This is a genomic window from Acinetobacter sp. YH12108 (assembly GCF_013419055.1).
GTDB lineage: Bacteria > Pseudomonadota > Gammaproteobacteria > Pseudomonadales > Moraxellaceae > Acinetobacter.
This window is the reverse complement of sequence record NZ_VPAW01000009.1, coordinates 33,027-47,236: the sequence shown is the minus strand read 5'-3', so window position 1 is coordinate 47,236 and position 14,210 is coordinate 33,027. Positions and strand designations below refer to the sequence as shown.

Below are 14,210 nucleotides of genomic sequence, written 5' to 3'. Positions count from 1 at the left end.
TTCTACTCTGTTTTATTATTTTTACTCACCTGTCTTCAGCATGCTACCTGAAGCCTGCTTTTTACAGCAAGCTCCTTTTCACTATTTCAGCAGCTGCAGGATGTATTGCAACAAGGCCTCAATCAGCTGTTTAACAATCGTATCCTGAGTATCATGATCGATCCCGCTCTTATTAACTGATGAGCTGGTATTGCTTGTACTGGCCGAACTTGAAGCCGATGGTTTGAACTCACGCTGCAGTTTTTCCAGATCTTCTTTCGGCACATCTTCAGCACACTGGCTTTCTGCATCCCAATTCGAATAGGCAATTTTCTGGTTGGCCTTCACAGCATTTGCAGTCAACGGCAGATGATAGGTATTGCGTTTCTGTTCTTCAGTTAACTGAGGAAACAGGTTAATGCCGAGCTGCTCTTCCAGATAGCAGACACTGACAATGCGAACCTTGAGCGAATTATCATTAGGTGCATAGTAGGCACCAATGGCACCAGTTTTCGGCATGTAGATCGCTTTGTACACGGCAGTCGGTACAATCACACCCTTGCCAATAGTTTTCAGTTTTTTGGCAGCAAAGACTGGCCCGGTCACTACATACACGTCCTGCTTCTGCTTGGTCACAATTGCTCGGGTCGCTTCTTCCAGCTCGCGCCAGACCTGCTGATTGTTCTTTGGTGCCTGCGGGACCATATTGGCCAGCGAGAAACTGTCAGACTGTGCAGCTTTATTTGGCATATCCGCATTTGGCGCCATATGGCCTCGGTCATAGCCTGAACCCCGGTAGTCAGCCAAAGTCGCACGATGAGCAGCATTTAGTCGTGTTTCTTCATGGAAGTTGTCTTCACGTGGAATTTTCTGGCTCAGACGCTTCGGTGTTAAGGCCTCCGCCACCCAAAGTGGCGTTTTGGATACCCCAGAATAACCCACATTAAAGCCATTAAAACACAGTGAATAACTGTCTTTTTTCAGGCTGTCTTTCATTAAGTAAGGCGGGATGTCCCGGTAAAACTGTTCCAGACAGCTCGAATTCGATGTAGACGGCAGAGAAATCCACTGACTGATTTTTTCCTGGCCAAACGCAATCGCGAAACTCCCGGAAGCGACCATTGCCAAGATCACTTTCACGCTATTTTCATTAAAAAACTGAAAAACTGAATTCTTCGACTTACGCTGCTTCTTTGCCATGCTACACGTGCTTTTAAGATCAAAATCGGGGGTTTTGCGAGCTTAACAAGCCATGTATATGAAGTATATCTTACCCTCTTTATTTGCCTAATAATTACACAATCTACCCCTATATTCTTAAATCTTGTAACAAAGTGTCGTTTTTTTAGTGAGCTTTCAGCGCGGTTTTTTAACCTTTAAGTAGCTTTGATTGTGACCTCGTCTTGAGTGTGCAAAGCTATTTGACTACTCAAATTACGTACAATTATTAGCAATGGAGTTAATTTATGAATTCCAAACTATCTAAGTTATTAGGTCTCGGAATATTTACAAGTGTGATCAGTGCCGGCGCATTCGCTGAGCCTCCTGTACAAGCGGGTGAAACACTTGAAAGCTTATCTAAAGCTAAAATTAGTACCACTGTAAATGGTCAGCAAGCCTCACTGGAAAGCCTGGTGAACTCTGGACAGATCCGTCTGGTAAACCAGCCAATGTCTGCACCTGCTCAGCCAGGCCAGCAGCCACAACAATCAATGCCAAATCAGCCAATGCCAACACCAGGCATGCCTGATGCACCTGTTGCACAACCAGAAATGCCGGATACCAATCCAGCTCCAGCCAATCTTGAGTCTGAACCAGCAGCCCCTGCTACAGAACAGGAAATGACTATGGGTGAAGCTGTAGAGCAACCAGCTCTTGAAGAACAGCAAGCTGCTGCACCTGAAGCGGCTGCGATGACTGAGCAAACTGAAATTGCAGTAGAAGCTGAAGCTGATCCTGCGGTAGATGCACCTTTAAACGCCGCCCCTGAAATGCCGGTTGAGACAGAAGCAACAGAACAATAATTTGTTATAAAGCTTTCTAAATTCTCTCCCCTAAAAAAACCAGAGCCTAGCTCTGGTTTTTTTATTTTTACATCTCGATCTGGCTACCCAGTTCAACTACCCGGTTGGTCGGAATCTGGTAGAAGTCGCTGACCGGACTGGTATTACGCTGCATGGAAACAAACAGTTTTTCCCGCCAAGGTGCCATTCCCTCTCCCACCGTATGCATAATCCGTTCCCGGGAGATAAAGAAACTGATCTGCATCAGGTCATATTCAAAGCCCCATTCTGCATACGCATGCTGCAATGCTTCCGGGATATTTGGCTGATCCTTAAACCCGTAATACATTGTCACTCGATAAAAATGCTCACTGAGTTTTTCCAGTTTAATCCGTTCTTCATCGCCTACAAAAGGAATATCCCGGGTAATGACTGTTACCAGAATATTGCGCTCATGTAGCACCTTGTTGTGCTTAATATTGTGCAACATCGCATGCGGCACAATGGTCGGAGTTCCGGTCAGGAAAATCGCTTCACCCGGCACAAACTTGGTGCCTCCTCCAATTGAAATACTCTTAATAAATAGGTCAATTGGTAGTGCATCTTTTTCCAGACGGTTCAAGACCAGTGCACGACCATCTTTCCAGGTCATCAGAATCGTAAATAATGCCGCTCCGAGCAGGATCGGTACCCAGCCACCTGATGCAATTTTTAAAGACGTTGAGGCTACAAAAACCAGATCCAGCATCAGGAATGGTGTGGCAAATAACACCACTTTCCAGATCGGCCAGCGCCAGAAACCATAAGCCAGAATGCTGATTAAAATGGTGCCACAGAGCATGGTCATAGTGACTGCAACCCCATAAGCACTCGCTAGGCGGGCGCTATTTTCAAAGAGTAAAATCAGAATCACTACAGAAATAAACAGCATCCAGTTAATGAAGGGCAGATAAATCTGGCCACGCTCTTCGGCTGAGGTATGTTTTACACTCAGGCGTGGCAAATAACGCAGTTGAATGGCCTGATTCACCATGGAGAATACCCCGGTAATGACGGCCTGTGAGGCGATCACAGCAGCTGCTGTGGCCAAACCAATCATTGGATATAAGCCCCATTCCGGAAGCAGCATATAAAAAGGATTTTCCAGTGCTTCAGGACGGCGCAGCAATAATGCCCCTTGTCCAGCATAATTGAGCAACAAACATGGCAATACGATAATGAACCAAGCCAGACGAATCGGCAGACGACCAAAATGCCCCATATCGGCATAAATGGCTTCACCACCAGTCATGGTCAGAATCACGGCGCCCATGGTCAAGAAGGCTACAAAAGGCTGATCGACCACAAAATGATAGGCCCAGTATGGATTCACCATAGCCAGTACTGTCGGGGTCTGAATAATACTCCACAAACCGAAACCACCAATTGACAGGAACCAGAGTAAGGTCAACGGACCAAAAAATTTGCCCATGGTTCCAGTACCATGACGTTGTACCAGAAAGAGTCCCGCAATAATCCCGATCGATAGAGGTTCTAACCATTGATTAAACACAGGTGTGGCTATACTCAGCCCTTCAACCGCAGATAACACAGAAATTGCCGGGGTAATGATCCCGTCACCAAAAAACAGCGATGCCCCAATAAAGCCGAGCGCAATCAGGTAAATTTTCTTGTCATCAGAAATACGTGTGGTTCGCAAATTGAGAGCTAGTAAGGACATGATTCCGCCCTCACCGTTGTTATCGGCACGCATGATAATAGTGACGTATTTGAAGCTCACCGTCAGCATGATGCACCAGAAGATCAAGGACAAAATGCCCAACACCGAAGCTTCACTAATGGCAAGGTGCGACGTCAGGAAACATTGGCGTAGTGCATACAATGGACTGGTTCCAATATCTCCAAAAACAACCCCAAGCGCAGCCAGCGTAATTACCGGGAGAGCTGCTTTCTGTGCAGTGCTTTGCATATATCGTCTTCGTTTTTAACAAGCATTTTTGCGAATCATAGCACTGCGTTCAAAGTTTTTCCGCAAATCAATTGTTTCAAGCTTGGCAGACTGGCTTTTTTTCTATATCATCCACGGCCATGGTGAGGTGTCCGAGTGGCTGAAGGAGCACGCCTGGAAAGTGTGTATACGTTTATAGCGTATCGAGGGTTCGAATCCCTCTCTCACCGCCAAATTTTATACTCATGCAATCGTATGCAGTCCTAAAAGGTTTAAATCTAAAAGGTTTAGGCCTTTTTTATTATCTAATACACTCCATAGCATAACAGTAGAATACCCGCACTTTTGCGGGTATATTTGCGGGTATCAGCCTTCATTCTCTAAGGAATGGACGACAAAAATGTCATAGTCATTCAAATTTATACCCGCTTGAACTGTTCTTGCGTGTGATTATGATCAGTTTTGAAACGAGGGAGATAATGAAGGCTTTACCGAAGCTGGATATTTGAATATTAAGTTTTAAGGCATTAGAGGGGGTCTAATGCCTTAATTAAAATTAATTTATGAAAGAAATAATTTATGAATTTATATGAAATATTGCATATTTCTCAAGATGCACCAGAAGAAATTATTAAGCTTGCATATAAAGGGTTGGCTCAAAAATATCATCCAGATCGATATAAAGGTAATGATGCAAATGAAATAATGATTAAAATTAGAGAAGCATATGAAACTTTAATCGATCCAATTAAACGTAAAAATTATGATCAATTTCTTACAGAACAAGCCCGACGTAAGCAGCAACAAGAAGAATATATTAAGAAGAAGGAACAAGAAGAGTTTATGCGAGCTCAAAGAGCAGCTTTTGAACAGCAAAATAAAACCAACTCCACTAACGGCTCAAAAGACAACAGCCAAGAAGCTGATTCTAAAAGTTTCAAAATGAATATCTCCATTGATGTCCCAAATAGCTTTTCTATTTTCTCCCCTTTTATAAAATTTAAAAATTGGATAATTTCAAAGAAAAAAGTTTTCATACAAATAGGTAGTACTTGTATTGCATTAGCTTTGATTTTCATAATTGTAATTGTAGCAAACTCATATATGCAGAGTTTATCGGATAAATCCGATGTAGAAGCAATTCTAGCTGCTGAAGAGGCAAGAGAGGCTGCTGAAGAAGCTGAAGCAGCAGCAGATGCCGCTGCGGTAGAGGCGACAGGAATTGAAGAAGATTACAGCCTAGCTGATTCAGAGTTAATGAATGATAGTGAAGAAGTTTATGCAGAAAGTGATGAAGCCAATACAGTTACTGATGAAAGAGCGATGTCCACATACGAAACTGGACTATTATATTACTTACAACCTAATCCTGCAGAAATTAAGACATCGTCCAAACAAGTGTATGATACTTTTAAAGAAAGTGGAATTATAGGAATTAAAGATCTTATCTCGAATTGCTATATTACATTTCAAAAATCAAAAAAATGTTTGTATTTAGACTTGGCTGGAAAATATATTAATGATTCAGGAGCAGATGCTGGACTTCCAGCAGATGAATTCTTTGAGAATGAAGCTATTATAGAAAGAATGAATAATAATTTTTATATTCCTAATAAAGTTGGAGCAGATTTAGCTACGCCTCATGCTGAACAAATAGCTCATCAAACCTATGAAACAATAGAAAAAATTATATCTGATGAAATGGCAGAAATGTAGTGTAATATGATCAGCGTTGATCAATTAAGCTTTTGGGACTAAAGAGTAATCATGTATCTAATTATAATTTCCCCAACCTAATTGATCAAAAAACTCAATTATTATTTTGTTTGAGGGTATTTTTGTGGGAAAATAGTCAATAATATTTATAAAATTCAAATACTTAATTATAAAACCTAGCTTCCTCACTCTCACCGCCAAAATTCATTATCATGTAGCCACATGATGTCTTAGAAGGTGCATTAGAAGGCTTAATCCTAAAGGATTTAAGCCTTTTTTGTTGCCGAAATTATTAGGGAATGGATTAAAAATAAAAGAATAACTATACAAGTTACATAAATGATGCCGGATGGCTGTTGAATGACACTGAGGAATATTCGAGCATGATCCTATCTTGGTAAAAAATGATGGATCGCTATGAAAGATGATGAAAAGCCCCTAAATTTTGATGATGATAATGAGCCTCTGGATTTCGAAGATGAGGAGTTCACTGACGATAAAAAAGAGGATGAAATGTACAATCCGATCACCAAAGATGGATCAAGTGTAGATCCTGCGGATGATGGCACACGTCATCTTCGTCCTGAAGATGGTGATCCGTTAGAAGTCGAGCCTTAAGCCCTAGCCCAATTTTATATTGGGCTTTTTTATAGTCTAGAATACTAAGAGTGAGCACTTTGGACAGATGAGTTGAAAAAGGATAATTCGTTTTACTAATTATTTTTGAGGTGAGTATTGCTTGCCTTTTCTTTTGATAGATTTAAAGATGTAAGGATATAGGCTGAGATATATTTAAATAAATTTTCTGGATAAAACCATGATATATCCATTTTTATTACTTTCTTAACTTTATGTTCTTCTTTTAGTTTATTTATATGATGAAGACAAAAACTGGCATAAAAATAGCTTAATTTAATTGTCATCATCGCTATGTTATGGTGGAATCAAAACAGGATAAAAGGAGAATAAAAACCAAAAGATAGAAAATGTTATTGCTTGAGTCTTCCTTATTTGGGTTAGAAAAAAGTGGAAACACTGCTATTCGGAGAGTGGACATGAATAACAGCGCAAACTACATGAAACAGATAAAAAATGCCAAACGCGGTGGTTATACCCCGACCATTGCCAAAGACGTCAACAAACATAAGATTCAAAAAGCCCTAAAACTAATTGAACAGTGGAGAAGTCTTGCTCAAGAACTCAAACCTCAAATGCAGTTTGATATGGCCTTTACTTTAGAGGAATGCGCACAAGACCTGGATCGGATACTCAAAAGCAGATAATTCCCTTTTAACTCACTCATAATAGATTTTAAATATCAGCCCTTTACCGTTGCCCATATCACTGATATGGGCAATTTCATGATTTAAATGTAGATGCCTGAGTGAAGATGATTCAATGATCAGCAATAAAAAATTGGTTATAAGATTGAACGGTTATTTTTTGGCTTGCGCCCTTAAGAAAAATCTGTAAAATGCACTCCACAACGCCGGCATAGCTCAGTTGGTAGAGCAACTGACTTGTAATCAGTAGGTCCACAGTTCGAATCCGTGTGCCGGCACCATTTTCTTAGCCTCGCTTTTTAGTGAGGCTTTGATGTTTCTGGGTTTGGCATTTTTATATAGCTGTTTTTTGCCTTGAATACTCAGATCGCCTGTGCCGTCACCTGCACATATCTTACAATCCCATCCTGATATAACTTCTGACAAAGCTTTGCCGTCATCTGGATTTTAAACTGATCCAGTCTTTTGCCTTTTTGTTTCAATTTCTTTGTATTTAAATTCTGATTTACATAATCAGCAAAACCTGAAAATACCGCTTCGGACAGATCTTCAATCTGAATATTCTTAAATTCAAAATTTTCCAAACAATGATAAAGCTCATTTTTCAACATCAGGTTTTTTAAATTGACATCGGCGGATGTCAGCAGAAACTGATATTTACGCTTTTGCAGCGCATTCAAGCTGTTCCATTTTTCCGACAAGATCAGATGATGAAAGCCAATCCGTGCATTGGTGTTCAAAACACTGCGTACCTGATCTAGAAGTTCGGGAACGGAACTATGATAGGCAGCATCCAGACATAGCACCACATCAAAGCGCTGGGAAAAATGCATGTCTTTTAAACGCAGGAAAGAAGCCGGATAGATGGCATTGAGATTAGGTAAATGTTGCTGAATATTCGCCACACAAGCAGGCTGAAGTTCTACACCGGCCAGATATTGCACCTGATAGTGTTGCTGCCAGTGCAACAGGCTGGCACCCTGGCCACAGCCCAGATCCAGCAATTTATCCTTTGAATTTAAACCGACCATTTCTGCCAAATGGTCGGCCAAAGTTCGACAGGCAGCTACATAATCCTGCTGCCCTTCCCGCCAATAACCCAGATTGCTCCAGGGCAACTGCGACTGGTCTCCCAGCAACGAAGCATCAATTGCATATTTATGTTGAGGAAGACGCTGACGAAGTGCCTGAAACCATTGCATCAATCAATAACCGAGTTGGGGTGCTACCTCGATCTTAGGTTTAAGTCCTTCAAATGGCAACGGTGCTCCCATAATTGCAGCAATTTTCATGGCAGAAGTCACTGCAGATTCCAAGATTGGTAAACCGTCCGATGACCATGAGCCGCAGTAGAACACTTTACGGTTCATTTCCAGATGACGATGCTGTAATTCTTTATTGAGGGCGATGGTATTGGCATCTACTACCGCACGGGTCAAGGTCACTGATGAAATCACTTTTTTCGGATCAATCTCAGTCACAGGACGCCAGGTCTGGAATACTGGTGATTTACCCACCAGACTCGGTTCAACCGCATTCAGCCAAACCGTAAATTGCTGACGGGTAAACTTGCGATCCATCATATAGCTGAGTACAGCCCAATCCTTACGTTTCGGTGGCATCACGCTGCTATCGCGGTGAATGACCAATTCACCCTGTTCAAATTTGAATTTCTTTAACAGCTCGATATCACGGCCAAACTGTTCATGATCCAGGAATTCATCAATATGATTGGTTGGTGTCGCCACAACCACACGATCAAAGGTTTTCGACAGACCAGCTGCATTTTCTACCAGTACTTTGTCGCCCTGCTCTTTTACCGAAACGATCGGCGCACCACTTTCAATGTGAATGCCTTCAATCAGCTTGTCTACCAAAGCCGGAGTACCGCCCTGTATACGTAACAAGGCATCACCATCCGTTAGCTGACGCAGGAAAATCAATAAAGGTTTGGCTGGCCATTCACCAATGGTTTTTGGATTACAGGTACAGATGGTATACAGCACCGGCATCACCGCACCATGCCAGAACACTTCTTCAATCTCATTGCGATTGATAAATTCTGCCAGGCTGATGTCCTGATTTTTGGATTTAAAGAATTTTGCCAAGGCTGTTTTGAGTTGCAGCAAACCTTTAACCAGACGCCAGCCATATTGCTGGATGCCTTTGCGGTTATTGATAATCGGAATATTGCCAATCCGGCTACGTGACGTGGTTAGCCAGGTTTCTACCCGGTCTTCAAACAGCCAGCTACAGGCCATATAGGTACGTACCGGGTAAGTTTTAATGCCCAGATGAGTCGCCAGACTTAAGGTATTTTTCCACAGATAAGGATTCATCACACGTAAAGGTGCGTCAATGAGGCCTCCTTCAAATTCGAGACTATGACTGTCCATGCCGCGACCTTGAAGCGCTTCAAAAATAGTAATGCGATGTCCTGCGTCCTGAAGAATTCTGGCAGTAGCCAGTCCAGCCATGCCACTACCAATTACTGCGATATCCAATCTGATCATCCGTCATTGAAAAACTAAAAGAAATTATGAACCATGCTTTCGGCAAATAGGTTATTAAAATCTTCCAGAATACTTTTTTTTCGTAAGTCTGAGTTAACGTAACTTTACAAATAAATTACATTTTTTGAATAGCAAAAAACGTCTTTATATAGAGTAACTTAAACCGCCATTATATTTAAATATTTAAAAATAAATCTTTAAAAAACAAATGATTTAATTAACCGATTTTTTAATCATCGGTTTACAAAGACCGCAAAACACTCTATAATATGCAGCACAAGAAAGAGATAAATTCATAGAGATAAACAAAATGAATTTATCCAAGAAACTCGTAAAAACGACAAGAAATTCCAGCGCATTAGAAAAAAAAGCCTCTGCTTGTGCAGAGGCTTCTTTGTTTTAAGACTGACTGTATTATTCGGCCTGTACCGCGATTTCACCAAATTTACCCTGATTAAAATCTTGAAATGCCTGAATAATTTCTTCCTTGGTATTCATTACAAATGGGCCATAGCCTTGAATAGGTTCATTCAGCGGCTCACCGGTCAAAAGCAAAAATTTAGTGTCCTGATCGGCCTGTAGCTGAATTTCAGGATCATCATCGCGCGCAAACATCACAATAGAGCTATCCAGGACTTTTTGACTGCCATTTACCACCAGCTCACCCGCCAGTACAACCAGCAAAGCATTATGTCCGGTAGGTACATGCAACGTAGTTTCATACTCCGCTTTTAGCTCGCCATCCCAGACATTCACCGGACTAAAGGTATGCGCAGGGCCATGATGACCTCCGAATTCTCCGGCAATCACCCGGATATGTCCTGCACCTTCATCCATTTCAATCCGTGGAATCTCAGCTGCAGTAATGGCCTGATAACGTGGCGCGGTCATTTTGTCTTTGGCTGGCAAGTTGACCCAGAGTTGAACCATTTCAAACAGGCCGCCCTTTTGCGCAAAATCTGGAGAATGAAATTCTTCATGCACCACCCCTGCACCCGCTGTCATCCACTGCACATCGCTGGTCTGAATCGTACCGCCACCGCCACTGGAGTCCTGGTGGGTCACTGCACCCTGATAAGCCAAGGTTACAGTTTCAAAACCACGATGCGGATGCGAACCTACACCATGCTGCTCAGTAGTCGATGCAAAATGATACGGCGCTGCATAGTCCAGCAGTAGAAATGGACTAATGGCCTGCCCCAGACGATCATAAGAAAACAGGTTTTTCACCGGGAAGCCGTCACCGACCCAGTGCATGTTTTGATTACGGTAGACACCAATGACTTTTTTCATCTTTTACTCCTATATACAATAGGATGAACATGCAGCCATTGTATGCTTTACAGGCAGTTCTCGACACTAGGCTACTGAAATGCAGTATCCCAAATATAAGACAATAGTAGGTTTAAATCATGAAAATTGTCACCAATAAATACTGAATTTTATTTTAATTTTCCCATTATTCTATTTTTGAGATTAACTATCCCGGAATTTAGGCTTAATTTGTCCTATTTTTATCTCTACCATGTAATCACCGCATGTCGCCATCAGTGGCTGATCTGCTCACCTGATTTCATTAGAGGAAAATAAAAATGGCAAAACCCTATGTGCGTTTAGACAAGGACAATGCAGCTGTATTGCTGGTCGATCATCAAACTGGCCTGCTATCGCTGGTACGTGATATTGACCCGGACAAATTCAAGAACAATGTGCTGGCACTGGCTGCAGCGGCAAAATATTTCAATCTGCCAACGATTCTGACGACCAGTTTTGAACAGGGTCCAAATGGTCCCCTAGTACCTGAATTGAAAGACATGTTCCCGGATGCACCGTACATTGCCCGTCCTGGCCAGATCAATGCCTGGGATAATGAAGACTTTGTCAAAGCAGTAAAAGCTACAGGTAAGAAACAGCTGATTATTGCTGGTGTCGTGACTGAAGTCTGTGTGGCCTTTCCTGCTCTGTCTGCACTGGAAGAAGAATTTGACGTATTCGTGGTGACTGACGCTTCAGGTACCTTTAATCATCTGACCCGTGACTCGGCATGGAATCGTATGTCTCAGGCGGGTGCGCAGTTGATGACCTGGTTCGGCATGGCTTGTGAACTGCACCGTGACTGGCGTAATGATATTGAAGGTCTGGGTACTTTATTCAGCAACCATATCCCAGATTACCGTAACCTGATCAATAGCTATAACCAGAACACAACACAGAAATAATCTGCTACAACTTAAAAAAGCGGCCCATGGGTCGCTTTTTAGTATAAAAATCAAATGAGATTTTGCTAGAAAATATATAGCCCAAGTCAGATTTCCCCTATGATGGATATGGCATAAACACAGGGCGATTGAGGTGAAACGTGCATTCTTTTGATGACTATTATTATTTCTACCTAGTGGTAAAGCATGGTGGTTTTAGTGCAGCCAGTGACGCCTCTGGCATCACCAAGTCCAAACTCAGTCGTCGTATTCTGGAACTGGAAGCACGTTTTAACGTTACCCTGATTCAGCGTTCAACCCGGCATTTTAAAGTGACACCACTTGGTCAAGAATTTTATCAGGAATGTGAAAAGCTGATTCAGCAGGTGGAATGTGCCCATAGTGTCCTACTCAAGCAGAAAAGCGAACCGCAAGGTTTGGTCAAGTTCAGCTGCCCTTCAGTGATGATGCGTTTCCAGATTCGCCAGTTACTGAATGAATTCTTAAAAGCCTATCCGCAAGTACAGGTCGAAATGGAAATCACCAGCCGCCGCGTCGATGTACTGCATGATGATATTGACCTTGCCATCCGCACCAACTTTGAGGCCAATGAAGATTCCAGCATCGTGGTTCGGGATGTGATTAAAACTACGCATTGTCTGGTCGCCAGCCCGGAACTGCTCAAGAGTCAACAGCTACAATATCCAACTGAAATCAATAATTTTCCTACTATCGTTCTCGGCACTCAAAAACAGCATTATCAGTGGCATCTATATCACACGAATAACAAGGAACAAATGGATATTCCACTGGAACCGCGAATCAAAAGTAATGATCTGGCTGGTGTGTATTATTCTGCACTGGATGGCTTGGGCATTGCCGATCTGCCTTATTTAACCGTGGAAGAAGATCTGAAAGTAGGTCGCCTGATTCACATCCTGCCAGAATGGTGTTCCAATATGGGTACTGTCCAACTGGTCTATGTCTCACGCAAAGGCCAGCGTCTGGTCATGGAAAAACTGATTGAACATTTGGTTGAAGGCTTGCGTGCTGCGGCAGAAGGTCATAGAGGTTATACCATTTAAGTTTATTATTTCAATTCCGGTAGACAATAAAAAACCCAGCGCTGAGGGCTGAGTTTTTTCAACTTCGATAACGTGTTATCGAATTAGATTTTACCGACCAGGTCGATTGAAGGAGCAAGAGTCGCTTCACCTTCTTTCCATTTTGCCGGACATACTTCACCTGGGTGAGCGTGTACATATTGAGCCGCTTTTACTTTACGAAGCAGTTCTTGTGCATCACGACCGATACCACCCGCGTTGATTTCAACGATCTGGATTTTACCGTCTGGATCGATCACGAAAGTACCACGATCCGCCAGACCATCAGCTTCAATCAGCACTTCAAAGTTTTTCGCCAAAGTCCAGGTTGGATCGCCGATCATTGGGTACTGGATTTTACCAATTACGTCAGAGGTGTCATGCCAAGCTTTGTGCGTGAAGTGCGTGTCTGTAGATACTGAGTAGATTTCTACGCCCAGTTTCTGGAATTCAGCATACTGATCAGCAAGATCGCCTAATTCTGTTGGACAAACAAATGTGAAGTCAGCAGGATAGAAGAATACTACAGACCATTTGCCTTTCATGTCCTGCTCAGACACTTCAATAAATTGGCCATTGTGGTAAGCAGTTGCATTGAATGGCTTAACTTCAGTATTGATTAAACTCATAAGTCTATTCCTATCTATTCGTGAAAGTGTGTGTTCATTTGATGTAGTTAAGAATACGCAAAAACTACCAATAGGTAAAACCGTAACTTTTCATAAAAACTATCGGTTTTTTAGATTTATAATTCCTTTTATTTTTATCTTTCTGATTTGTTTAATCGATTTTGGCGGATTCACTTTCTTGAAAATGCTGTATAGATTGCCAAGCCGATTTTGCTAAGGCTGCTGCATAGTATTTAGGGCAGGTTTGAACTCGACCAGATAACCAGCTCCGGCAATAACTTTCAGTGGGTCCAATGATCAGTGACATAAGCAGTTCTAAGGGAACAGCTTGTAATTGCCCGATATCTGCCTGCTGAGCCAGCCATTGCTTTAATTCCTGATTGCGCTGCTGATTCGACTGCTGTAACTCCTTTTTGAAATCACTGCTTTGAACTGTATGATGCGCGGCATAAAGAAAGCGGGCAAAATCAGGATACGCTACGACCCAATCGATATAACTCTGAATCACCGCCTCTATGCCTTGTTCAATACCCTGAACTTGTGACAGAGCCTGCAAACGCTGCGTTGACTGATCTGTGAGCGCTGCAATATACAGTGCCGCAATGATCCCCTCCTTGTTTTTAAAATGATGATAGATCGCCCCGATACTGGTATCGGCCTGATCACGGATCATTTCAATCGTAGTCGCAGCAATGCCTGTACGCAGAAACTCTGTCAATGCACATTCCAGAATCTGACGTTTGAGTAAAGCCCGTCTTCCCTTAAAAATCCTTTCCAGCAATTCCATGTTTTGCATCTTTAATATTTAAATCCTCTCTATTTTTAAAAGCAGGCTGGC

Annotated in this window: 13 protein-coding genes and 2 tRNA genes; 8 read left to right on the top strand and 7 right to left on the bottom strand. The window is 42.2% G+C overall.

What is annotated here, in order from left to right; genetic code table 11:
- Positions 1–81: 81 nt before the first annotated feature.
- Positions 82–1,179 carry a DNA/RNA non-specific endonuclease gene (locus FTU46_RS07530; RefSeq protein WP_166136858.1) on the bottom strand — a complete coding sequence of 366 codons (1,098 nt, stop codon included), beginning with the start codon at positions 1,177–1,179 and terminating at the stop codon, positions 82–84.
- 266 nt (positions 1,180–1,445) lie between these two features.
- On the opposite strand from FTU46_RS07530, the gene FTU46_RS07525 reads away from it, so the two are divergent.
- On the top strand, positions 1,446–2,003 hold the full coding sequence (locus tag FTU46_RS07525) for a hypothetical protein (RefSeq protein WP_180052761.1): 558 nt from the start codon (positions 1,446–1,448) through the stop codon (positions 2,001–2,003).
- 67 nt (positions 2,004–2,070) lie between these two features.
- On the opposite strand, the gene FTU46_RS07520 is transcribed toward FTU46_RS07525, so the two are convergent.
- Entirely contained in the window at positions 2,071–3,951 is a 1,881-nt protein-coding gene (locus tag FTU46_RS07520) for a potassium transporter Kup (RefSeq protein ID WP_104426719.1), read from the bottom strand.
- A gap of 121 nt (positions 3,952–4,072) precedes the next feature.
- Here FTU46_RS07520 and FTU46_RS07515 point away from each other — a divergent pair.
- The 5 genes from FTU46_RS07515 to FTU46_RS07495 all read left to right on the top strand — a co-directional run bounded on the left by FTU46_RS07515 (position 4,073) and on the right by FTU46_RS07495 (position 7,210).
- Positions 4,073–4,163, top strand: a tRNA-Ser gene (locus FTU46_RS07515).
- A gap of 346 nt (positions 4,164–4,509) precedes the next feature.
- Positions 4,510–5,646, top strand: a complete 1,137-nt coding sequence (locus FTU46_RS07510; RefSeq protein WP_179991941.1) for a J domain-containing protein — start codon at positions 4,510–4,512, stop codon at positions 5,644–5,646.
- Between the two features lie 417 nt (positions 5,647–6,063).
- Positions 6,064–6,264, top strand: a complete 201-nt coding sequence (locus tag FTU46_RS07505) for a hypothetical protein (protein ID WP_004781578.1) — start codon at positions 6,064–6,066, stop codon at positions 6,262–6,264.
- Positions 6,265–6,701: 437 nt separating this feature from the next.
- The gene (locus FTU46_RS07500; RefSeq protein ID WP_004781576.1) at positions 6,702–6,929 is read left to right on the top strand and encodes a hypothetical protein; all 228 of its coding nucleotides are present in this window, start codon (positions 6,702–6,704) and stop codon (positions 6,927–6,929) included.
- 205 nt (positions 6,930–7,134) lie between these two features.
- Positions 7,135–7,210: transfer RNA gene (locus tag FTU46_RS07495), tRNA-Thr, on the top strand.
- 81 nt (positions 7,211–7,291) lie between these two features.
- On the opposite strand, the gene FTU46_RS07490 is transcribed toward FTU46_RS07495, so the two are convergent.
- The 3 genes from FTU46_RS07490 to FTU46_RS07480 form a co-directional block, all read right to left on the bottom strand.
- Positions 7,292–8,131 (bottom strand): cyclopropane-fatty-acyl-phospholipid synthase family protein, encoded by an 840-nt coding sequence (locus FTU46_RS07490; protein WP_159123709.1) that lies wholly within the window; start codon positions 8,129–8,131, stop codon positions 7,292–7,294.
- 3 nt (positions 8,132–8,134) lie between these two features.
- On the bottom strand, positions 8,135–9,442 hold the full coding sequence (locus FTU46_RS07485) for an FAD-dependent oxidoreductase (protein WP_180104670.1): 1,308 nt from the start codon (positions 9,440–9,442) through the stop codon (positions 8,135–8,137).
- A gap of 414 nt (positions 9,443–9,856) precedes the next feature.
- A complete protein-coding gene (locus tag FTU46_RS07480; RefSeq protein WP_180104669.1) occupies positions 9,857–10,735 on the bottom strand; it encodes a pirin family protein in 879 nt (292 codons plus the stop codon).
- Positions 10,736–11,034: 299 nt separating this feature from the next.
- On the opposite strand from FTU46_RS07480, the gene ycaC reads away from it, so the two are divergent.
- Both ycaC and FTU46_RS07470 read left to right on the top strand, forming a co-directional pair.
- A complete protein-coding gene (ycaC, locus tag FTU46_RS07475; protein WP_180002495.1) occupies positions 11,035–11,661 on the top strand; it encodes an isochorismate family cysteine hydrolase YcaC in 627 nt (208 codons plus the stop codon).
- A 140-nt stretch (positions 11,662–11,801) separates the two neighbouring features.
- Positions 11,802–12,725 (top strand): LysR substrate-binding domain-containing protein, encoded by a 924-nt coding sequence (locus tag FTU46_RS07470; RefSeq protein ID WP_180104668.1) that lies wholly within the window; start codon positions 11,802–11,804, stop codon positions 12,723–12,725.
- A gap of 83 nt (positions 12,726–12,808) precedes the next feature.
- Here FTU46_RS07470 and ahpC read toward each other — a convergent pair whose 3' ends face one another.
- Entirely contained in the window at positions 12,809–13,372 is a 564-nt protein-coding gene (gene ahpC / locus FTU46_RS07465; protein WP_005232609.1) for an alkyl hydroperoxide reductase subunit C, read from the bottom strand.
- Between the two features lie 151 nt (positions 13,373–13,523).
- Positions 13,524–14,168, bottom strand: coding sequence for a TetR/AcrR family transcriptional regulator (locus tag FTU46_RS07460; protein ID WP_180104667.1), 645 nt, complete (start codon positions 14,166–14,168; stop codon positions 13,524–13,526).
- Positions 14,169–14,210 lie beyond the last annotated feature (42 nt).

What these genes read in the sequence shown, in the direction of transcription:
- FTU46_RS07530 (WP_166136858.1), bottom strand. Translation starts at nt 1,179, where the DNA reads ATGGCAAAGAAGCAGCGTAAGTCGAAGAATTCAGTTTTTCAGTTTTTT.
- FTU46_RS07525 (WP_180052761.1), top strand. Translation starts at nt 1,446, where the DNA reads ATGAATTCCAAACTATCTAAGTTATTAGGTCTCGGAATATTTACAAGT.
- FTU46_RS07520 (WP_104426719.1), bottom strand. Translation starts at nt 3,951, where the DNA reads ATGCAAAGCACTGCACAGAAAGCAGCTCTCCCGGTAATTACGCTGGCT.
- FTU46_RS07510 (WP_179991941.1), top strand. Translation starts at nt 4,510, where the DNA reads ATGAATTTATATGAAATATTGCATATTTCTCAAGATGCACCAGAAGAA.
- FTU46_RS07505 (WP_004781578.1), top strand. Translation starts at nt 6,064, where the DNA reads ATGAAAGATGATGAAAAGCCCCTAAATTTTGATGATGATAATGAGCCT.
- FTU46_RS07500 (WP_004781576.1), top strand. Translation starts at nt 6,702, where the DNA reads ATGAATAACAGCGCAAACTACATGAAACAGATAAAAAATGCCAAACGC.
- FTU46_RS07490 (WP_159123709.1), bottom strand. Translation starts at nt 8,131, where the DNA reads ATGCAATGGTTTCAGGCACTTCGTCAGCGTCTTCCTCAACATAAATAT.
- FTU46_RS07485 (WP_180104670.1), bottom strand. Translation starts at nt 9,442, where the DNA reads ATGATCAGATTGGATATCGCAGTAATTGGTAGTGGCATGGCTGGACTG.
- FTU46_RS07480 (WP_180104669.1), bottom strand. Translation starts at nt 10,735, where the DNA reads ATGAAAAAAGTCATTGGTGTCTACCGTAATCAAAACATGCACTGGGTC.
- ycaC (WP_180002495.1), top strand. Translation starts at nt 11,035, where the DNA reads ATGGCAAAACCCTATGTGCGTTTAGACAAGGACAATGCAGCTGTATTG.
- ahpC (WP_005232609.1), bottom strand. Translation starts at nt 13,372, where the DNA reads ATGAGTTTAATCAATACTGAAGTTAAGCCATTCAATGCAACTGCTTAC.
- FTU46_RS07460 (WP_180104667.1), bottom strand. Translation starts at nt 14,168, where the DNA reads ATGCAAAACATGGAATTGCTGGAAAGGATTTTTAAGGGAAGACGGGCT.